At 68.2% G+C, this 17,867-nt stretch carries 21 protein-coding genes and 2 tRNA genes; 14 read left to right on the forward strand and 9 right to left on the reverse strand.

The genetic code is table 11. The features are described 5' to 3' along the window. Nucleotides 1–37 precede the first annotated feature (37 nt). Both RIN75_RS21780 and RIN75_RS21785 read right to left on the reverse strand, forming a co-directional pair. The gene (locus RIN75_RS21780) at nucleotides 38–781 is read right to left on the reverse strand and encodes a hypothetical protein (RefSeq protein ID WP_309113836.1); all 744 of its coding nucleotides are present in this window, start codon (nucleotides 779–781) and stop codon (nucleotides 38–40) included. 75 nt (nucleotides 782–856) lie between these two features. Next, a complete protein-coding gene (locus tag RIN75_RS21785; protein WP_309113837.1) occupies nucleotides 857–2,065 on the reverse strand; it encodes a GNAT family N-acetyltransferase in 1,209 nt (402 codons plus the stop codon). A 91-nt stretch (nucleotides 2,066–2,156) separates the two neighbouring features. Here RIN75_RS21785 and RIN75_RS21790 point away from each other — a divergent pair, with 91 nt between their 5' ends. Beyond that, the gene (locus RIN75_RS21790) at nucleotides 2,157–2,876 is read left to right on the forward strand and encodes a maleylpyruvate isomerase family mycothiol-dependent enzyme (protein WP_309113838.1); all 720 of its coding nucleotides are present in this window, start codon (nucleotides 2,157–2,159) and stop codon (nucleotides 2,874–2,876) included. Nucleotides 2,877–2,898: 22 nt separating this feature from the next. Here RIN75_RS21790 and RIN75_RS21795 read toward each other — a convergent pair whose 3' ends face one another. The 3 genes from RIN75_RS21795 to RIN75_RS21805 form a co-directional block, all read right to left on the reverse strand. Further along, entirely contained in the window at nucleotides 2,899–3,237 is a 339-nt protein-coding gene (locus RIN75_RS21795; protein WP_309113839.1) for a histidine triad nucleotide-binding protein, read from the reverse strand. 145 nt (nucleotides 3,238–3,382) lie between these two features. Then, complete coding sequence (locus RIN75_RS21800; RefSeq protein WP_309113840.1) at nucleotides 3,383–3,721, reverse strand: VOC family protein; 339 nt, start codon at nucleotides 3,719–3,721, stop codon at nucleotides 3,383–3,385. Nucleotides 3,722–3,724: 3 nt separating this feature from the next. Beyond that, the gene (locus tag RIN75_RS21805) at nucleotides 3,725–3,991 is read right to left on the reverse strand and encodes a PLD nuclease N-terminal domain-containing protein (protein WP_309113841.1); all 267 of its coding nucleotides are present in this window, start codon (nucleotides 3,989–3,991) and stop codon (nucleotides 3,725–3,727) included. Nucleotides 3,992–4,619: 628 nt separating this feature from the next. Between RIN75_RS21805 and RIN75_RS21810 the strand changes: the two genes are divergently transcribed. Together RIN75_RS21810 and RIN75_RS21815 are read left to right on the forward strand one after the other, a co-directional pair. Then, nucleotides 4,620–5,396, forward strand: a complete 777-nt coding sequence (locus tag RIN75_RS21810) for a hypothetical protein (protein ID WP_309113842.1) — start codon at nucleotides 4,620–4,622, stop codon at nucleotides 5,394–5,396. Between the two features lie 400 nt (nucleotides 5,397–5,796). Then, nucleotides 5,797–6,357: an HD domain-containing protein gene (locus RIN75_RS21815; RefSeq protein ID WP_309113843.1), complete on the forward strand. Its 561-nt coding sequence runs from the start codon at nucleotides 5,797–5,799 to the stop codon at nucleotides 6,355–6,357. Here RIN75_RS21815 and RIN75_RS21820 read toward each other — a convergent pair. Then, entirely contained in the window at nucleotides 6,350–6,820 is a 471-nt protein-coding gene (locus tag RIN75_RS21820) for an NUDIX domain-containing protein (RefSeq protein WP_309113844.1), read from the reverse strand. The genes RIN75_RS21815 and RIN75_RS21820 overlap by 8 nt on opposite strands. Before the next feature lie 12 nt (nucleotides 6,821–6,832). Further along, complete coding sequence (locus tag RIN75_RS21825; RefSeq protein WP_309113845.1) at nucleotides 6,833–7,576, reverse strand: DUF5919 domain-containing protein; 744 nt, start codon at nucleotides 7,574–7,576, stop codon at nucleotides 6,833–6,835. A gap of 163 nt (nucleotides 7,577–7,739) precedes the next feature. Here RIN75_RS21825 and RIN75_RS21830 point away from each other — a divergent pair, with 163 nt between their 5' ends. The 8 genes from RIN75_RS21830 to RIN75_RS21865 all read left to right on the forward strand — a co-directional run bounded on the left by RIN75_RS21830 (nucleotide 7,740) and on the right by RIN75_RS21865 (nucleotide 13,605). Continuing rightward, complete coding sequence (locus tag RIN75_RS21830; protein ID WP_309113846.1) at nucleotides 7,740–8,192, forward strand: hypothetical protein; 453 nt, start codon at nucleotides 7,740–7,742, stop codon at nucleotides 8,190–8,192. A 16-nt stretch (nucleotides 8,193–8,208) separates the two neighbouring features. Further along, nucleotides 8,209–8,400, forward strand: coding sequence for a hypothetical protein (locus tag RIN75_RS21835; protein ID WP_309113847.1), 192 nt, complete (start codon nucleotides 8,209–8,211; stop codon nucleotides 8,398–8,400). Beyond that, the gene (locus tag RIN75_RS21840; protein ID WP_309113848.1) at nucleotides 8,397–8,663 is read left to right on the forward strand and encodes a hypothetical protein; all 267 of its coding nucleotides are present in this window, start codon (nucleotides 8,397–8,399) and stop codon (nucleotides 8,661–8,663) included. The genes RIN75_RS21835 and RIN75_RS21840 overlap by 4 nt, the downstream gene beginning before the upstream one ends. Then, nucleotides 8,641–8,889: an AMED_5909 family protein gene (locus RIN75_RS21845; protein ID WP_309113849.1), complete on the forward strand. Its 249-nt coding sequence runs from the start codon at nucleotides 8,641–8,643 to the stop codon at nucleotides 8,887–8,889. Before RIN75_RS21840 ends, RIN75_RS21845 begins: the two co-directional genes overlap by 23 nt. Before the next feature lie 311 nt (nucleotides 8,890–9,200). Further along, nucleotides 9,201–10,670 (forward strand): FtsK/SpoIIIE domain-containing protein, encoded by a 1,470-nt coding sequence (locus tag RIN75_RS21850; protein WP_375296000.1) that lies wholly within the window; start codon nucleotides 9,201–9,203, stop codon nucleotides 10,668–10,670. Beyond that, complete coding sequence (locus RIN75_RS21855) at nucleotides 10,667–12,271, forward strand: replication initiator (protein WP_309113851.1); 1,605 nt, start codon at nucleotides 10,667–10,669, stop codon at nucleotides 12,269–12,271. Before RIN75_RS21850 ends, RIN75_RS21855 begins: the two co-directional genes overlap by 4 nt. A 15-nt stretch (nucleotides 12,272–12,286) precedes the next feature. Continuing rightward, the gene (locus RIN75_RS21860) at nucleotides 12,287–12,475 is read left to right on the forward strand and encodes a helix-turn-helix domain-containing protein (protein ID WP_184692985.1); all 189 of its coding nucleotides are present in this window, start codon (nucleotides 12,287–12,289) and stop codon (nucleotides 12,473–12,475) included. After that, entirely contained in the window at nucleotides 12,475–13,605 is a 1,131-nt protein-coding gene (locus RIN75_RS21865) for a tyrosine-type recombinase/integrase (RefSeq protein ID WP_309113852.1), read from the forward strand. Before RIN75_RS21860 ends, RIN75_RS21865 begins: the two co-directional genes overlap by 1 nt. A gap of 93 nt (nucleotides 13,606–13,698) precedes the next feature. Here RIN75_RS21865 and RIN75_RS21870 read toward each other — a convergent pair. Next, nucleotides 13,699–13,769, reverse strand: a tRNA-Gly gene (locus RIN75_RS21870). Nucleotides 13,770–13,830: 61 nt separating this feature from the next. On the opposite strand from RIN75_RS21870, the gene RIN75_RS21875 reads away from it, so the two are divergent. Continuing rightward, nucleotides 13,831–13,904 (forward strand) — tRNA-Pro (locus tag RIN75_RS21875). A 115-nt stretch (nucleotides 13,905–14,019) separates the two neighbouring features. Here RIN75_RS21875 and RIN75_RS21880 read toward each other — a convergent pair. After that, nucleotides 14,020–14,925, reverse strand: a complete 906-nt coding sequence (locus RIN75_RS21880) for a LysR family transcriptional regulator (protein WP_309113853.1) — start codon at nucleotides 14,923–14,925, stop codon at nucleotides 14,020–14,022. Nucleotides 14,926–16,211: 1,286 nt separating this feature from the next. Between RIN75_RS21880 and tig the strand changes: the two genes are divergently transcribed. After that, a complete protein-coding gene (tig, locus tag RIN75_RS21885; protein ID WP_309113854.1) occupies nucleotides 16,212–17,591 on the forward strand; it encodes a trigger factor in 1,380 nt (459 codons plus the stop codon). A gap of 163 nt (nucleotides 17,592–17,754) precedes the next feature. After that, a partial coding sequence (locus RIN75_RS21890) for an ATP-dependent Clp protease proteolytic subunit (protein WP_309113858.1) occupies nucleotides 17,755–17,867 on the forward strand: 113 nt, incomplete at its 3' end.

A 17,867-nucleotide genomic window follows, 5' to 3' on the forward strand; every position in this document is an offset into this window, starting at 1 on the left:
CCGGTGTGTCGGCAGCGGGGCGTTCGGCTGGATCGGGCTAGATGTCGAAGCCGCCGAAGTCCATGCCGCCGCCGAAGTCGCCACCCATGTCCCCGCCCACGTCGCCACCGGCGTCCCCGCCGTCCGCGGCCATGCCGTCGGCGTACCCGTCCGAGTAGGCGTCCGCCATGGCGACCCCAGCCATGCCCGTGAACATGGCGTCGAACAGCAGGAACGTGCCCACGCCCCACACACCCGCGACCAGCGCGGGCTTCCACCACGGCTCGCTGTACCAGCCCTGCGGCACCGGCCGGCCGGCGACCATCCCGCCCGGGTAGTAGTGCGGCGTGCCCGCGCCGGGGTGGGGAGAAGCCGCGTAGTTGTGGCCCTGCACGGTGACCTGCCGGTCCTCGGAGACCTTGCCCGCGCGGCCCTGGCCGTTGAGGTCCGGGAGTTCGGGGCCGGGGTCCATGCCCATGGCGGTCCGGGCGGCGCGGACGTAGTACAGGCCCTCCATCGCGGTCTGGGTGACCAGGCGGCACTGCTCCAGGGTCTTCGCCTGCTCCATCTGCGAACCGGCGGCGGTGAAGCGCTCCGAGGCGTCGGCCAGGGCCTGGGTGGAGGCAACGTCGGTGCCGGTCAGGCTCATCACCTGGCCGCCCAGGCGCTCCACCCACCGCCGCGCCTCGGCCTGGGCGTCTTCCAGTTCCCGCTGGCGCGCGGCGGCCCGGGTCTTCGCGAGGTACCAACCGCCGCCCACGACCAGGACGATCAGCACGAGCACCACGATGGTGGCGTCCACAGGGGCCTCCCGGGGGAGCGACGGCGTTACGACCCTGTCAACGAACCCACCGCCGCTCCGGGTTCCCGGCCCGGGTCAGAACACCTCCGGGCAGTGCGGCTCGCGGTCGCCCAGGAAGGCGTGCGACAGGGCGTTGAGGGCGCCCGGTGTGAGTTCCCGCACCCGCTGCGCGCGGGCCAGGGTCGCCAGGCGGGTGCCGCCGAGGAAGGCCGCGCCCAGGGCCTGCACGTCCAGCTCGACGTCCGGTTCGTCGTCCACCCGGCGCACCGACGCGTCGCCGTCCTTCACGGTCAGCCGCCAGCGGCCGGCGTTCCACGGGCAGAACGCGTCGCGCACGTCCAGCACCGCGTCCACGTCCGACAGGTAGCGGCGCAGCGGCAGCGCGCGGTCGACGTCGACCAGCCGCACCCACAGCGAGTCCGTGCGCGACCGCAGCGCCAGCCGCTGGTCGGCCAGCAGGTGCACCACCGGGTCGTCGGAGGCGGTGAAGAACTTCAGCTCGCCGACCATGTCGAGGTCGAGCAGGTAGCGGTAGAGCGCGGCGTAGGCCTCGTCGGTCTCGGCGGCGATCTCGCGGACGTGCAGCTCGTTGCGCGGGCCGCGGTCCTGCCAGTCGCCCTTGATCCGGTAGACCGCGTAGCCCTGCGGGTGCAGCGCGTACCGGTACGCGGTGAGGCCGCCGCGGTCGTGCTCCTCGTCGGCGAGGTGGGCGTTCCACATGCCGTCGGTGCGGCTGAGCCAGCCCGTCCGGGTCGGCCGGATGCGGTCGTGGCAGGCCTTGATCAGCGGCATCGCCTCGGCGGCGGGCGCCTCGCGGACCCTCACGTCCCCGGTGACCACGTCCGGCCGGAACGCCGCGCCCCGGGGCACCGACAGCCGGGCGAACTCGGCCGCCGGGCCGTAGCCGAACCGGTCGTAGATGCCCGCCTCCGACGCCCACAGCGCGGCGATCGCCTCGCGGCCGTCCTCGTGCAGGCCGTGCAGCTGGGCGGTCATCAGCCGGGTCAGCAGCCCGCGCCGGCGGTGGCCCGGCCGCACGCACACCCCGGTCACCGCCGCTACGGGCCGCGGTCCGCCGCCGGGGACGGTGATCTCCCGGGTCTGGATGCCCGCGCCGGCGAGCATCTCGCCGTCCTCGAAGACGCCGTGGTGCCGGTCGGGTTCGAAGATGTCCCGCCAGCGCTCCATGAAGCCTTCGCGGTCGTCGGACAGGAACGCCTGGTTGAAGACGTGCTGGTAGGTGGCCAGCTCGTCGTGCCGGAGCGTGCGGAGGGTGAGCGCCATGACCGTTCTTCATACGCCGACCCGTCCGTCCGCGCGAACGGGTTTCTTTCAGGGGTCGCGTCGGGAGGACGGGCTCGGACATGCTGCACGGGTGGACCCGCACGCGCTGGGCGGCGCACTCCGGACCGAGGCGGCGGCGCTCGCGGTGGCGGCGGACCTCGTGCCGTGGGACCGGCCGGTGCCGGGGTGCCCCGGGATGACCGTGGACGACCTGGTCCGGCACGTCGGCTCGGTGCACCGCCTGGTGACCCGGTGGGTGACGCGGGGGAGCCGGCCGAGGGAGTGGCCGCGGGACCCGAACGGCGCCGACCCCGTGGACTGGTACCGGATCGGGGCGGCCTCCCTGATCGCCGTGCTCGACCCGGCCCGCGCTTCGGAACCCGCCGCGACGTGGTGTCCCTGGGACCGCACGCTCGGGTTCTGGCTGCGGCGCATGGCGCACGAGACGGCCGTGCACCGCGTGGACGCCCAGGCGGCGGCAGGACTGGCCGCGCCGCTGGACCACGCCCTGGCCGTGGACGGCATCGAGGAGGTCCTGCGCCTGTGGCTCGGCTGCCACTTACCGCCCGCGGCGCACCGCGACGGCCTGGCCATCACGCTTCGCGTGCCGGGCCGTGAGTGGACCGTCGCCCTGCACGAACACGTCGTGGACTTCTGCGCCACGGCCGATCCCGCGGCGGTGGTGTCCGGTTCGGCGTCGGCGGTGGACCTGTGGCTGTGGGGGAGGGTGCCGGAGTCGGAGCTGTCCGTCGAGGGCGACCTGTCCGTGGTCCGCGCCCTGCGGACCGCCGTAGCCGCCGCGACGGGCTGACCCTTCGGTCACCCCGGCTTGGTCACCCCGGCGGCCAGTTCAACTGGCGACCACCCAACACGTGGCAATGCACGTGGAAGACCGTCTGCCCACCGTTGCGCCCGGTGTTGAACACCAGCCGGTACCCGTCCTCGGCCACCCCTTCCGCCTTGGCCACCAGGTGCGCCACCCGCAGCACTTCGCCGGCGGTCGCCGGGTCCATGTCGCCCGCGGCCGGGAAGTGCTCCTTGGGGATCACCAGGACGTGCGTGGGGGCTTGGGGGTTGATGTCGTGGAACGCCAACACCGTGTCGGTTTCGAGGACCGGTTTCGCAGGCACCTCGCCCGCGACGATGCGGCAGAACAGGCAATCCGCGGTCACGGCGACATCGTAGGGCGCACACTGTGCCGATGACGCGCGGAAAGCTGCGACTGATCGTGAGATGCCTGGTGACGTTCGGGATCGGGTTCCTCATGGTGCTGCTGGCCATCCGCTTCGGCGAGGCCCTGTGGCGCGCCGTCACCACCTAAGGGTGGACGAAGCAGAACTCGTTCCCCTCGGGGTCCTGCAACACCTGGAAACTCCCCTGCTCGTCCGTCACCACGCCCCCCACCGCTCGCGCCCCCAACCCCTCCGCCTTGGCCACGGCCGCCGGAATGTCGTCCACCAGGATGTCCAGGTGCAGCCGGTTCTTCACGGCCTTCCCCTCCGGCACCGGCTGAAACGAGATCCGCGGCCACCCGGGTGGTTGGACATGCGCCCACCCCTGCCCCCGCAGCACCGGTTCGCCACCCGACAACCCCGCCCAGAACCGGACGAGCCTGGCAGGTTCAAGGCAGTCCACGACAAACTGGTCGAGTCTCATGGCTCACATCATCGGCGGCGCCACCGGCGTCTTCACCAACTGAGCGTCCTTACCCGCCACGAACCACCCGATGCTGCCAAGGAGCGGGAACCCGAAGATCACCACGATCCACAGGAACTTGCCCCCGCCCGTCAACCGGGGATGCCGCAACACAGACACCACGGCCGCCACCCACAACACGAACAACGCCACCGCAAGCCCGACGAGGAACAACAACACCCCAATCCCAAGGGCGTCGTCAGCGGTCTCTTGCGCAACCCATGTCACCATGCCACCCCACGCTACGACCCCCACCCCATTCCGCCCGCCAAGCCACCCACCCGAGTGAAGGCGATCCCAACCGGACGGCCCCATCCCTCCAGACCGGCCACCGAACCACCCCGGCGCTGGCACTCGGCGCCCTTGGCCTGATCGACGAGCGGCGCGACCCCGAGCTCCTGCCCAACTCCCCACCGACCGGACTCGGGAAAGCGGGGGTCGGGACAAGCAAAAGACCGTCCACAAAGGACGGTCTACGAGGTGACTACCAGCGGTGACGAGACAGAGCGGGTGACGGGAATCGAACCCGCATGACCAGCTTGGAAGTGCGGCGTCAACCCCAGCCCACGGCCGCTCACCTGCGTTCAAGCGGGTTGTGGTTGACCGCCAATGACCCTGTTCGACCTGGGCCTATCGCACGCTAATCGCATGATTGGCGGGCGGGCACTGTTGGCAGGCCTGACATCCAGGGTGGGTAGCTGCTCAGACGTCGTGGGACTGTCAGCGGTCGAAGCGCCCTGCGGTTGGAGCCGTCGCGCGCCCTCGTCTGTTGGCGGGCTGGGCAGATGTGTGGCTGCATTCGTTCCCAAGGTCGCCGTGTCACGCCTCGGTTCGGAATCTTCTGTTGTAGATTGAGGGCATGAACGTAGAAAAGCTTCAACAAGATGTGAAAAAACTTGTGAAGACGGGAGTGCGACTAGAGATCGCGCTTCTTGTTGAAATTCACCCGGAGAAAGTGAAAGAGGTTCGTGAACATTTGAACCTCAAGGACAAGGTTGAGTTCAGTAGGGGCTATCAATCGTGGTATTCGGAGGCGCTGGTAACGCTGATGCAGCTTCTGCCGTCCAGGGTCGAGGACTTCATCGACTACTACAAGCCTCGTCGAGCAAGAAAGGAAGTAAATTACGAAAACTACACTGTAAGTGACTACCTGCAGCGGTTGCAAGTCCGTCGTCTGGGCGAGGTGGTTGTGGGGCTCGATGCCGCGTTCGGAAAGTTCCAACAACAGGTGCGCATTGTCGAGTCGCTTGTGAATAGGTTCGACAGTTCGTTGTATGACCTAAAGACAGTGCTTCAGGCTGATCTGTTCGATAATGAAATCGATGCGGCCGGGGAGCTGTTGAAGCGCGGATTCGTCCGCGCTGCAGGGGCCTTGGCCGGAGTCGTTCTTGAGTCCCATTTGAAGGTTGTTGTTCAACGTCATGATCTCAAGCCTTCCAAGAAAAATCCCACTATTGCGGACTACAATGATGCGCTTAAGTCGGCAGATGTGATCAGTGTTGCACATTGGCGCAAAGTTCAATATTTGGCAGATGTTCGTAATGCGTGCAGTCACAGTAAAGATGTGGAGCCTAAGGGGGAGGACGTTAAGGAGCTCCTCGAAGGTGTGAGGGCTTTGACGAAGAACTTGTTTTAGCTGCTGTTCGCGCTCTCGGCTGGATTGGGCCGGTATGAGCACGGCCCGTTGGCAAGATGGCGAAGCCGTCGCGGCAGCCGATCGCCGTGCCCAGCGCTGGAAGCTGTGTGACCGCGCGATCGTCCGGAGCCTGGTGGCTGGAAGTAGCCTGGGGGCAGTTCGGGTCTGTGTGGCGCGTCGCCTTCCCGGCCACGTGCACCGACTCCGCGCGCGGCCGACGGGCGGAGCGGAGCGGGAGCCCGGCGTGCCGCGATGCGGGAGTCGGTGCAGACGTGGGGCGGGACTGGCTGCGCGTTGCCGCAGGCGGCGCGCCTTGATCCCGTAGAGCGGAATTCGGCAACGCAGCAGGTTGGGTGCCGTCGTAGTGTTGCAGCGCGAACGGTCTGCCTAGGGTGTGGGTGTGGATCTGGTCGCGCGGGCCTCCTCGGTGGCTGAAGGTCGGCTTGCCTTGTCGTTGCCTCGGCGGTGGGCGCATGTGCAGGGGGTTGCTAAGCGGGCTGGGGTGGCGGCTGGGATCGTTCCGGAAGCGGAACGGGAGCTGTTGACGGCTGCGGCTGTTCTTCACGATATGGGGTACGCGCCGGAGATCGCAGAGACTGGATTTCATCCGCTTGATGGGGCGCGGTACCTCGAAGACCAGGGGTTTCCTGAGCGGTTGTGTGCGCTTGTGGCTCATCACTCCTGTGCCTATCGGGAGGCAGAGTTGAGAGGGTGCTCGGCTGAGCTGGCGCGTTGGGTGGACGAGCAGACACCGCTGCGGGATGCGCTGTGGTGGGCGGACATGACCACCGGGCCAGACGGGGACACGACCGGGGTGCGTGAGCGTATCGCGGAGATTCAGGCGCGGTATGGGCCGGAAGACCTGGTGACGTTCTTCATTCGCCAGGCGGAGCCTGAGTTGGTGGCGGCGGTGGAGCGTACGGAGGCTCGGTTGCGGGCCGCTGGGATTGAGGTCAGGTGAAGTAGGGCTCGGTGTGGTTGCTTAGGCCGTGTTCGATGCGTAGGCGGATCGACGGGTGGATGTCTAGGTCGGGTAGGCGGTCGGGTTCGACCCAGAGGACTTCCTTGGACTCGTTGCTTGTGCGCAGCTCGCCCCCGGTGGGTTGAGCGCGGAAGCAGATGGAGAACTCCTGGCGGACCTCTCCGTCGTCGTAGGCGATGACGTGGTTGGGGTTGGAGTACAGGCCGACCAGGCCGGTGACCTCTACGTGGATGCCGGTTTCCTCCTCGACCTCGCGCACGACAGCTTGGGCGAGGGTTTCGCCCACGTCCTGGCCGCCACCGGGGATGGCGTACTTGCCGTTGTCGGTGCGGCGGATCATCAGGAGGCGGCCGGTGGGGTCCTGGACGATGGCGCTGACGGCTACCCGGATGCTGTTGGGCTTCGGGGCGTTCGGGTCGTTGAGGTAGTCGGTCCGGCTCATGGTTCGACCTTGTCAGAAGGTGGCGCGCTTCGCGCCGGCCCAGACGGTCTCCAGGCTCTCGGAGTAGGTCTCGAAGAGGTCGCCGGCAGACAGTCGGCGCAGGTGTAGGGCCGGGGCGTGGGCACCGGGGAAACCGTAGACGTGGGTGTTGACGATCATCTCGTCGTCAAAGCGGAAGACGGAGTTGTAGAGGGTCGTCTTGTGTAGGCGGACCTCGATGCCTGGGACCTCGGCCAGCGGGCGTACGAACGCCAGGGCGTTGCGGATGCGGGCGGCGACGGTGCCCTTGCCTAGCTGCTCCTCCTCGCTGCGGCGGGCTGCTTCGCGTGCGGCGGGGTCGCCGAAGAGGAGGCGGACGCGGGTGCCGTTCTCGGCTTTGGTGCGTAGCTCCTTGGCGAAGGTGGGCCTTTCGACCAGGAACAGGGCCGCTAGGGACAGGACCTCGATGTGCTCGGTGGCGTCGTTGAGGAGGCGGTCCCAGAGGTCCGCGGGAACGTTGTTGCGGTGGGGGTAGACCTTGACGACCTCGGATTCGGCGATCTCGGCCTTGCGTTCGGTGGCGACTGCGTCGGGCCAGAGGTAGTTCTCGGTCTCGCGGACCATCGAGGCGATGGTGTGGCGGTGGCGCGGGTAGGGGATGCGGCCTTTGGTGATCCAGCGCTCGACGGTCTTGGGGTCTACGCCGGTTGCGCGGGCGACGTGGTCGAGGTCCAGGCCGTTGCGGAGGAGGGCTTCGCGTAGACGTTCGTTGGCCATGTAGACCCCCAGGTGGAGACGAGTAGGGACGTCTTCAACGTACCTCAGACGTCCTTGGAAGTCCCGCTATGCGGTGCTTGCGTCCCGCTGATTTGCGGAGAGTGGTCGTTGTCGAGATGCCGGGCAGACGGCCCGGCCGACGCCGTTGAAGAGGAGTACGACGGTGGCGATCACGGGTGGGAGCAGGCTCCCCACGACGCATGACTTCGTCTTCCCGCGTGGTGCGCTGGTGATGGGTGTTGAGCCGGTGCTGAAGTTCCAGTCCGCCGAGGAGCGGGCGAAGGGGATGCCGGTGCAGCAGGAGACGGACAAGGAGTCCGGGCTGTTGGTGTGGTCGGTGTTGGTGATCGACCAGGCGGCGGAGCGCAAGGCCGACGCGGTGGTGACGGTGAAGATCGCGGCTCCGCACCAGCCGGTTCCGCCGGAGGCGATTCCGGGGACGGACGTGCGGCCGGTGGTGTTCGAGGGGCTGACGGTGACGCCCTGGATCGATGACAAGGCTTGCCGGGGCAGCCACGGGGGTGAGCGGCACCGGTGCCGGGCGAAGCTCGGGTACAGCCTGCGGGCGTCGGCCATGAAGCCAGTCGTCGTCAAGACTTCGACCAAGGCCGCGTGACCGCGTGGTGGCGGACATGGTGCGGTTGCACGTGACGGCTGACCTGCCGATTCGGCCGGTGCCGCTGAAGTACGCGGACCGGGTGGAGATCCGCTTCGGCAAGGCATTCCCGGCCGTGTTGGTCATCGACTTGGCGGCGTTGGGGCGGTTGCGGCTCGCGCTGGACCAGGCGGCGGCTGCGCTGGCTGAAGGTGGTGACCAGGCATGAGCGTGAACATGGTCGCCACGCCGGGGCACGCGGCGGCGGCTTCCCTCGTCATGGCGAACGGACTGCCGACGCTGATGATCTACCTGGACCCGGTGAACCTGACGGTGCAGGTTCCGCCGTTCCCTGGCGGTCGGGAAGTTCTGGCCCGGTTCTGTCGGGAGCTGTCGCGCGAGGCTTGGAAGGTCGCTGAGCGGCTGGAGGCGGCTGGTGGGCGTCACGCGCTGGCGGAGGGGGCGGGTGATGGCGCAGCGGAAGAGGTCTGACGCCTGGGAGGCTGCCTTGGCGGCGCGGACGCTCAAGGAAGCGCATGAGGCGTTGGGGAAGGTCATGCCCGCGCCGGATGCCGCGCTGTCGCGTTGGCGGACCTTCTACCTGCGGTCGGCGGAGGTGTACCGCCAGGTCGCGGAGATCGACCGGGGGCATCACCACGAGGCGTTGTACTGGGCGAAGCGTGAGCGTGAGAAGGGGGAAGCGCTCAAGGCTGAGTGACGTCCTCTAGTCCTTTTTAGACAAAGCGCGTGATCTTGCTAGGTCACGTGGCGATGCCGCACGTCTTGTTGCGGCGCAATGGTTTCGTGAGGCGCAGGAGCGGACACCGGCTACCAACCTTGCCGCTCCTGCGTTGTCCACACCGACTCGGAGTGAACAGCGATGACGGTAAAGCATGGGCGCGAGCGTGCACCAGAGTGGGTCACCCGGACGCGCTGTGCGAAGTGCAAGAGGTTCGCGCGGTTGCTGGTGGGGCAGATGGAGTGTGACCGCTGTGTCGGGGCGCTGGAGCTGGACTTCGGCGGTGCTCGATGAACGGTGGGAAGTGGGTTGATCCGGCTCCGTTCGAGGGTGTTCGGCCTCGGGTGCCGTGGTGGATGTTGTTGCCGGGCAAGGTGAAGTGGCTCGCGGGCGTGCTGGCGCTGGTGTGGCTGGCCGTGGTGTTGGTCGTGCGCCTGGCGCTGCTTGTCGTCCGATATCCGGTGGTGACGTTGGTGCCGGCGTTGGCGGCATGGTGCTGGTTGCGGTTCGGGCTATCGCCGCTGGTATTGGCGGTGTTGTCGCTGGTCTGCGCGTTGACGGTTTGGTACGGGCTGGCGCGGGAGTCGTTCCTGCGGCACTGCTGGTACCGGCTGATTACCGAGTGGCGGCGGGCGACCGTGTACGTGCCTCGGTGGCGGACCGTGGTGCGGCTGGCTGAGCTGACCAAGGACAGCCGGGGCCGTGAGCACCGCCCCATGTTGCGGCGCGTGCGGTCGGAAGGTTGGCGGGACCGGGTTCGGGTGCGGATGATCCCGGCCCAGTCGCCGGAAGCGTGGGAGCTGCGGCGGGACGGGTTGGCGCACTCGTTCGGGGCTCGGTCGTGTCGGGTGCGGGTGCTGCGTCCGAGAGTCGTTGAGCTGGACTTCGTGCACCGTGACCCGCTGCTGCGGCCCTTGCCGGTGCCCGTGCTGTCCGAGTCGGCTGAGGTGGACCTGCGGCGAGTGACGGTCGGGCGGACGGAGAACGGCAAGCCGTGGCGGCTGCGGCTGCTGGGCTCGCAGGTACTTGTGGTCGGTGTGCCCGGTGCGGGTAAGGGCTCGGTGTTGTGGTCGCTGGTGTGGCAGCTCGCGCCGGCGGTCCGGGCGGGCCTGGTGCGGCTGGTGGGCATCGATCCCAAGGGCGGGATGGAACTGGGCCAGTGCCCGGACGCCTTCGACCGGGTCGTCTACGACAACGGCCCGGACGCCGTCGCGCTGCTGGAGGAGATCGCTGCTGAGGTCAAGGAGCGGGCTACCCGGTACCGGGGCATTCGCCGGTTGTGGGCGCGTTCGACCGGTGAGCCGTTCACGGTGCTGGTGGTGGACGAGCTGGCGGACCTGATCGCCTACCAGCCGGACAAGCAGCTCCGGGAACGCGCGGCGCGGGCTATCCAGACGATCACCTCACAGGGCCGCGCACCCGGCTATGCCGTCGTGGGGCTGGTCCAGGACCCGCGCAAGGAGGTCGTGGGCTTCCGGCACCTGTTCACGACGCGGGTGGCGCTGAGGCTGGATGAGCCACAGCAGGTGGACATGGTTCTTGGCGACGGTGTTCGGCAGCGTGGGGCGGCGGCGCACGAGATCAGCGAGAACACGCCTGGTGTGGCGTGGGTGAAGGTGGACGGGCAGCGGGAGCCGGATCGGGCTCGGGCCTTCCACGTCACGGACGCGGACCTGGTCGAGCTGGGTGTGTTCCTCGCCCCGGCCACGGTCCATGACTTCCCGACTCGGCCGGACGGCGCGGGGGAGGCGGCGGCATGAGTGAGTACCTGACTCGTGCGGACCGCATGAAGCAGCCGGCCGCGCTGGACGTGGCTCGGGCCGTGGCTGAGGAGCACGGCGTGTGCGTCCGGCCGCTGGCCAAGGAGAGGGTTGACCTGGACACCGGGCGGGTGGACATCGTGCCGGTTGCTTGCGGTTCGACGGTGGCCAGTGTGTGCCCGACGTGCGCGGAGAAGAACCGGCGGCTGCGGATGGCGCAGTGTCGGGAGGGGTGGCACCTCACCGAGGAGCCCGACTTCACACCCCAAGCTCCTAGCGAGGATCAGCGGGCGTTGGCGGCTTACCGGGCCGACTTGGTCCAGGCGTACCGCCAGGCCGTCGAGGAGGACGACGAAGTTGGGGCGGAGGAGGTTCGGGAGGAGGTTGCCGGGGTTGATGCTGAGCTGCGGTTGATGGGAGTCCGCGGGAAGCTTCCGGCGCTGGATGCTCGGCCTCGGCCTGTTCGGAAGCGGTCTACCCGGCGGCGGCAGGATGCGCCGAACCTGCCTCGGCGGCCGGTGCAGAAGCGCACGGTCGGGCGGGTGTTCGGGGGCAAGTACCAGCCCTCGACCTTCCTGACGCTGACGCTGGACAGCTACGGCAAGGTGCGCAGCGATGGCACGCCGGTTGACCCGACGACCTACGACTACCGGCGGGCGGCTCGGGACGCGGTGCACTTCGCCGCGCTGCTGGACCGGTTCGTGCAGAACCTGCGGCGGTGTGTCGGGTGGGACGTGCAGTACTTCTCCACCGTCGAGCCCCAGCGTCGGCTGGCGCCGCACTGGCACGCGGCTATCCGAGGGTCCATCTCGCGGGCGGAGCTGGGGGCGGTCGCGGAGGCCACGTACCACCAGGTGTGGTGGCCCAGTCATGACGAGATGAAGTACGGCGGGGACCGGCTGCCGGTGTGGGATGCGCGGGTCAAGGGGTTCGTGGACCCGGCCACGCGGGAGGCGTTGCCTACCTGGGAGCAGGCGTTGGATCAGGTGGACGCTCCCGCGCACGTTGCCCGGTTCGGGGTGCAGGTGCACTCCAAGGGCATCCTCGGCGGGACCGAAGAGGCTGGCCGGCACATCGGGTACTTGACCAAGTACCTCACCAAGTCGATTGGCGAGTGCTTCGACGCTCAGACGGCCCGGCAGGAGGAGCACGCCGAGAGGCTGTGTGCGGAGCTGGCTGTCACGCCCTGCTCGCCGCAGTGCGCGGTGTGGCTGCTCTATGGCGTTCAGCCGCGTGGGGCTCGCGTCTCGATGGAGCCTGGGAAGTGCAAGGGGAAGGCGCACAAGCGGTCCACGCTCGGGGTCGCTGGGCGTCGGGTGTTGGTGTCGCGGAAGTGGTCCGGGAAGTCGCTGGCGGACCACAAGCACGACCGCAAGGAATTCGTTCGGCAACTGCTTGCCGACGTGGGGATCACCGGCGACGACCAGCCCAAACGGGTCGTCTGGAACAACGTGCAGCCCGGTGACCCGAACGTGCCCCCAAGGCCACACCTGCTGTTGCGGGCGGTCGCGGAGAGGCGTCGATGGAAGGCCGAATACACGGCGGCGCTGCTCGCCTCGGCCAGTCCTCCCAACCATTCGGCAACTCCGCAAGCTGCGTAAACAGGGGGACAGGGCATGACTGAGCACTTCACTGTGCCGGAGGCGGCGCAGTACATGAACACGACCGTGCGGTTCGTCCGGCGGCTCATCGCTGAGCGGAGGATCGCGTTCCACCACCTTGGGCGACACGTTCGGCTGAAGCGCGAAGACGTGGACGCGTTCATCGACGCGGGCCGCGTCGAGGCTGTGCGGGGTGCTGCCTGATGGCCAACAAGAAGAACCACAGGCAGTTCGGGCACGTCCGCAAGTTGCCGTCCAAGCGGTTCCAGGCGAGCTACCTCGGGCCGGATGGGCAGCGGCGGAACGCTCCGGAGACCTTCCCGACCAAGGCTGACGCCACCGCTTGGCTGTCCACCGTGGAAGCGGATCTCCTGCGCGGGGAGTGGGTTGACCCGTTGCTCGGCAAGATTGCGCTCAAGGAGTACGGCGAGCGGTGGATCAAGGAACGGGATCTCGGGGTTCGGACTCGGGAGGAGTACGCGCGGCTGTTCCGGCTCCACGTCGCGCCGTTCCTCGGGTCGAGGCTCTTGACCGACATCTCGCCGGCGGCCGTACGCACCTGGCGCTCCAACCTCCTCGACAACGGCCGATCGGAGACCACGACCGCCAAGGCGTACCGGCTGCTGCGGGCGATCATGAACACCGCCCTGGACGACCACCGCATCAAGCGCAACCCGTGCCGCATCAAGGGCGCGGATCAGGAGAAGGCTCCTGAGCGTCCCGTGGCGTCCATCGAGCAGGTGTTCACGCTCTCCGACGCGGTCCCGCCTCGGTTCCGGGTGTTGATTCTCGCGGCGGCCTTCACGGGTCTGCGGTGGGGTGAGCTGATCGCGCTGCGGCGGTGTGACGTCGACCTCGACGGTCCGACGGTGCGAGTGCCAAGGCGGCTGGCTCAGCTCACCTCCGGGCAACTCGTGGAAGGGCCGCCGAAGTCTGCGGCCGGCTTCCGGACGGTGGCGCTCCCGGACATCCTCGTGGACGACTTCCGGCGTCACCTGATGGCGTTCGTCAAGTCTGGACCCGAGGAGCTGATCTTCACCGGCGAGAAGGGCGCGGCGCTCAAGCGGGGCAACTGGCACCGAAGTGTGAAGTGGATCAAGACCGTGGGCAAGGTCGGGCTCCCGAAGGGCTTCCACTTCCACGACCTGCGGCACACGGGGAACAACCTCGCCGCTGCGGCCGGGGCCAGCACGCGGGAGCTGATGCACCGCATGGGGCACGGCAGCATGAGGGCCGCGCTGATCTACCAGCACGCGACCAGCGAGCGTGACCGGGAGATCGCTGGGAAGCTCAGCAAGCGGGTCAAGGCGGCCAGGAAGCGGAAGCGGTCCTAATCGCACGCCAATCGCACGACGGGTCCTAGAGACACGGCAGCGGTGCTACCCCGAGACGGGTGGCACCGCTGTTGACCTGCGAGGGAGCAAGAGAGCGGGTGACGGGAATCGAACCCGCATGACCAGCTTGGAAGGCTGGGGCTCTACCATTGAGCTACACCCGCATCGCGTCCACGGGGGTGGGCGCGGGATCAGCTTAGCCTGTCGCGATAGGGTGTCGGTGACCGGGGCGTGGCGCAGTTTGGTAGCGCACCCGCTTTGGGAGCGGGGGGTCGCAGGTTCAAATCCTGTCGCCCCGACGGTTGCCCTGGCCGGCCCACCGTGGTTGGTCAGGGCTTTTCCACGCCAGTGCCGTTCTTGAGCACACCCGCGCCTGGGCGCTCAAGAACGGCCGGTTCCCCAGTGGTCGTGCGGTCAGGCGGGGGTGGCCACCTGTTCACTCACCACCTGCGCCGCCGCGGACACCAGTGCCGTCACGGACGGGTTGGTGGAGTTGTCCTGCCGCCACGCGAACTGCGTGTACACCCGGAACGGGGGCACCCACGGCAGGCGGCGCAGCCGCCCGTCCGCCAGTTCGGCCGCCACGGTCACCTCGGGCATCAACGAGATCCCCAGTCCCGAGGCCACCGCGCGCTTCGCGGCGTCGATCGAATCCAGAGCCAGCACCGGTGAGCGGGACTCCGCGTCCTGCAACCCCAGCGCCTGCTCGAACTGCTCGTAGTAGCTCGCGCCGTTCTCCGCCCGGATGAGCGTGCTGCCGCGCAGCTCGTCCTCGGTGATCACCGACCGCCTGGTCAGGGCGTGGGTCGGACCCGCGACCATGACGAGCGGCTCCGGGCACAGCACGGTCGTCTCCAGACCCTCGCGGGACTCGACCGGGCCGATGAAGAACGCGCAGTCCAGCCTCCCCTCGCGGACCGACGCCAGGTTCGTGGCGGTGTTCCGGGAGTGCAGGGAGATCTGGACGCTCGGGTACCTCCAGCACATGTACTCGATCAGAGGTAACAGCCGGTAGTCGGTCAGACTCTGTGCGCTGCCGATGACGAGCTTGCCGTGCGGCTCGCCGTTCATCGTGATCGCTTTCCGCGCCTTGTCCGTCAACGTGATGATGTTGCGCGCGAAAGGCAGCAGCTCGACGCCCGCGGAGGTCATCTGTATGCCGCGCGGGAGTCTGCGGAACAGGGGCACCCCAAGGGTCTCTTCGAGGGCCTTGATCCGCGTGGTGATGGTGGGTTGCGAGCAATTCAGTGTGGCGGCTGCCTTGGTGAAGCTGCCCGTTTGAACCACAGTTGTGAACGCCAAAAGCTGACGCGTCTCCATGGAGCTCCCCAACGGTGCGTGAAAGTGAGCCGCGGGTGGGCGGAGGGACGACCCGACCGCGGGTTTCGGTGCATGGCGGCAGTTGACCCACTACTCGACGATCAACATCGCCGCTCTGCCGTGAGGGGGTGCACCCGATGGACTCGTGTGGTCACCAGAACCTGTCGGAAGCCGACGCGATGGTGTGCACAGCCGGCGCCCGGACCACGTCCTGGGTTACTGTTCGGCAGCGGCGGAATGGCTCTCATCGGGTCATCGGCACCTTGTCTGGTAGGTGGTTAAGAAGCTCGATGACATTGTCTCGCTCGTTCCTCGGTCCCGGTTGCCGGTGGCGTCCGCTGCTGGCCCCCCAGAACGTCCGGCAACGTGAATTATTTCGTGGTCCAGCGACATGCGGGTCCGGGCGTCACGCTACCTGAAACCCACACTAATGGACTACGGCGAGTGGAGTCATCTCGACAAGTGAAACTTTTCTGTCGAGCGCTACTCCGAACGGCCTCAATTCACCCCTTGTGGCGAACCCCCTCCCCGTGGTCGTTGCCGACTGTTAGTCGGCGTTACGGCATCCGTGTTACACCATGGTCTGCCGACTTCGCTGGGTGATGAGGCGTATCGCTCCGTCAACAACGATCACCATCACTCGAACGGCCTAATACGGAAGACGGGGGCTGGTCCGTTCGTGGGAATGGGTGCGGCCGGACCGGGGCACTCCCGGCCCCGCTCGATGCGGTTCCGCCCGCCGCGACTTCTCCGCACGGTTGCGGAGAGCGCACGCGGGGGGCAAGATCGACAATGCGCCTCGGGTGCATACCCGCCGCCGGGGGTCGCCGAATGCATTCCGAGTGTCCGGAAATGGGAAAGCGGGTAACCGTCCCGCAAATCGTATTGAGCTGAACGCCAGAACGGGCTGGTCCGTCCGCCGAGGGGTCGGGGGAGCGGTTGGAAAAGCGCAGGACGGACAGTCTGGGGATGGACACCGTGCGTGACCGTGAACGGGTGGGAGCCGGGTGGTGAACGGTCACCGCGCAGGACACCGTGCTGTGCCGAACGCCGCCACCGGCCGCCGCGCCGCCACCGCTACCACCACGCCCCACCGGCGCGCCCCACCACCACCACGCCCCACCGCCGCCGGCCCGCCTCGCGCGTGTGCGCGCGCGTCGAGCGACGACATCCGGGGTCCGGGGACCCGTGCCCCGGCGCACCGCATAGACTCGGGTCTCCACTCCGGCGCCCCGAGGGCGTTCCCGGGGTGTTCCGCACGTCCTGCCCGTTACGAGGAGACCACGTTGAAGAGCACCGTCGAGCACCTGAGCCCGACGCGGGTCCGGATCAACGTCGAGGTGCCGTTCGACGAGCTCAAGTCGGACTTCGACCGCGCCTACCGCAAGCTGGCCAAGCAGGTCCGCATCCCCGGCTTCCGCCCCGGCAAGGCCCCCGCCCGCGTGCTGGAGAGCCGCATCGGCCGCGCGCCCGTCCTGGACGAGGTCGTGCAGGAGGCCATCCCCGCGAAGTACCTGGAGGCCGTCAGCTCCGGCGAGCTGCGCACGCTGGGCCGCCCCGACTTCGAGGTGACGAAGATCGAGGACGGCGAGTCGCTGGCGTTCACCGCCGAGGTCGACGTCCGGCCCGAGATCACCGTGCCCGCGTTCGGCGAGCTGTCGGTGACCGTGGACGAGCAGGAGGTCACCGACGAGGACGTGGCGACCCAGCTCGACGAGCTGCGCGCCCGCTTCGGCACCCTCGCCGGCGTCCAGCGCCCGGCCCAGCTCGGCGACTTCGTGTCCGTCGACCTGGCCGCGACCGTGGACGGCGAGGAGGTCGAGGAGGCCAAGACCACCGGCCTGTCCTACGAGATCGGCTCCGGCCAGCTCGTCGAGGGCATCGACGACGCCCTGATCGGCGCCTCCGAGGGCGAGTCCAAGACCTTCACCACCACGCTGGTGGCCGGCGAGCACTCGGGCCGTGAGGCCGAGGTCACCGTCGTGCTGAACTCCGTCAAGGAGCGCCAGCTGCCCGAGCTGGACGACGAGTTCGCCCAGCTGGCCAGCGAGTTCGACACCCTGGACGAGCTGAAGGAGGACCTGCGGGTCCGCCTGGGCCGGGTGAAGAAGATGCAGCAGGGCGTCCAGGCCCGCGACAAGGTCCTGGAGGCCCTGCTCGCGGCCGTCGAGGTCCCGCTGCCCGAGGCCGTCGTGCAGGGCGAGGTCGAGGCCCGCGAGCACGACGCCGTCCACGCGTTCGACCACGACGAGGCGCGCTTCGCCGAGTGGCTGTCCGAGCAGGGGCAGACCAAGGAGGAGTTCGACGCCGAGGTGCGCACCGCCGCCGAGCAGGCGGTCAAGACGCAGCTGGTGCTCGACGCCATCGCCGACGCCGAGGAGCTGGGCGTGTCCGACGCCGAGCTGACCGAGCGGATCGTCTACCAGTCGCAGCGCTTCGGCATCAGCCCGGAGGAGTACGTCAAGCGGGCCCAGCAGTCCGGCCAGCTCGGCGCGATCTTCGCCGACGTGCGCCGCGGCAAGGCGCTGGCCTCGGTGGTGCGCCAGGCCACCGTGACCGACAGCTCCGGCAACGCCCTGGACCTGGACGAGCTTTTCGGCGAGCCCAAGGCGGCCGAGCCGAAGGCGGAGTCCACTGAGGAATCCGCGGTTGCGCCGAACGCCTGATCGGGCAGAGCGAGAAATCACCCTGGAGTGAAGCCCTGAGCGAACGCGGGCGGTGTCGGGAAGGCGACGCCGCCCGCCTTCGTTAAGGTCGTTGTCACGAGACTCTTTTCGGCAAAAAGTTAGGCAGGCAGACGTGACGCAGCACTTCTTCCCGACGCCCGAGATGCGGTCGGCCACGGGGATGAACCTCAACGACTCGGTCTACGAGCGCCTGCTCCGCGAGCGGATCATCGTGCTGGGGTCGCAGGTCGAAGAGGGCATCGCCAACCAGATCAC

The organism is Saccharothrix sp. (assembly GCF_031180885.1).
In the GTDB taxonomy this organism is placed as follows: domain Bacteria; phylum Actinomycetota; class Actinomycetes; order Mycobacteriales; family Pseudonocardiaceae; genus Actinosynnema.

Bases quoted from the DNA above. Each gene is read 5' to 3' on its own strand.
- RIN75_RS21785 (WP_309113837.1), bottom strand. From the start codon at position 2,065: ATGGCGCTCACCCTCCGCACGCTCCGGCACGACGAGCTGGCCACCTAC.
- RIN75_RS21800 (WP_309113840.1), bottom strand. From the start codon at position 3,721: ATGAGACTCGACCAGTTTGTCGTGGACTGCCTTGAACCTGCCAGGCTC.
- RIN75_RS21805 (WP_309113841.1), bottom strand. From the start codon at position 3,991: ATGGTGACATGGGTTGCGCAAGAGACCGCTGACGACGCCCTTGGGATT.
- RIN75_RS21810 (WP_309113842.1), top strand. From the start codon at position 4,620: ATGAACGTAGAAAAGCTTCAACAAGATGTGAAAAAACTTGTGAAGACG.
- RIN75_RS21820 (WP_309113844.1), bottom strand. From the start codon at position 6,820: ATGAGCCGGACCGACTACCTCAACGACCCGAACGCCCCGAAGCCCAAC.
- RIN75_RS21825 (WP_309113845.1), bottom strand. From the start codon at position 7,576: ATGGCCAACGAACGTCTACGCGAAGCCCTCCTCCGCAACGGCCTGGAC.
- RIN75_RS21835 (WP_309113847.1), top strand. From the start codon at position 8,209: ATGGTGCGGTTGCACGTGACGGCTGACCTGCCGATTCGGCCGGTGCCG.
- RIN75_RS21840 (WP_309113848.1), top strand. From the start codon at position 8,397: ATGAGCGTGAACATGGTCGCCACGCCGGGGCACGCGGCGGCGGCTTCC.
- RIN75_RS21845 (WP_309113849.1), top strand. From the start codon at position 8,641: ATGGCGCAGCGGAAGAGGTCTGACGCCTGGGAGGCTGCCTTGGCGGCG.
- RIN75_RS21850 (WP_375296000.1), top strand. From the start codon at position 9,201: ATGAACGGTGGGAAGTGGGTTGATCCGGCTCCGTTCGAGGGTGTTCGG.
- RIN75_RS21855 (WP_309113851.1), top strand. From the start codon at position 10,667: ATGAGTGAGTACCTGACTCGTGCGGACCGCATGAAGCAGCCGGCCGCG.
- RIN75_RS21860 (WP_184692985.1), top strand. From the start codon at position 12,287: ATGACTGAGCACTTCACTGTGCCGGAGGCGGCGCAGTACATGAACACG.
- RIN75_RS21865 (WP_309113852.1), top strand. From the start codon at position 12,475: ATGGCCAACAAGAAGAACCACAGGCAGTTCGGGCACGTCCGCAAGTTG.
- RIN75_RS21880 (WP_309113853.1), bottom strand. From the start codon at position 14,925: ATGGAGACGCGTCAGCTTTTGGCGTTCACAACTGTGGTTCAAACGGGC.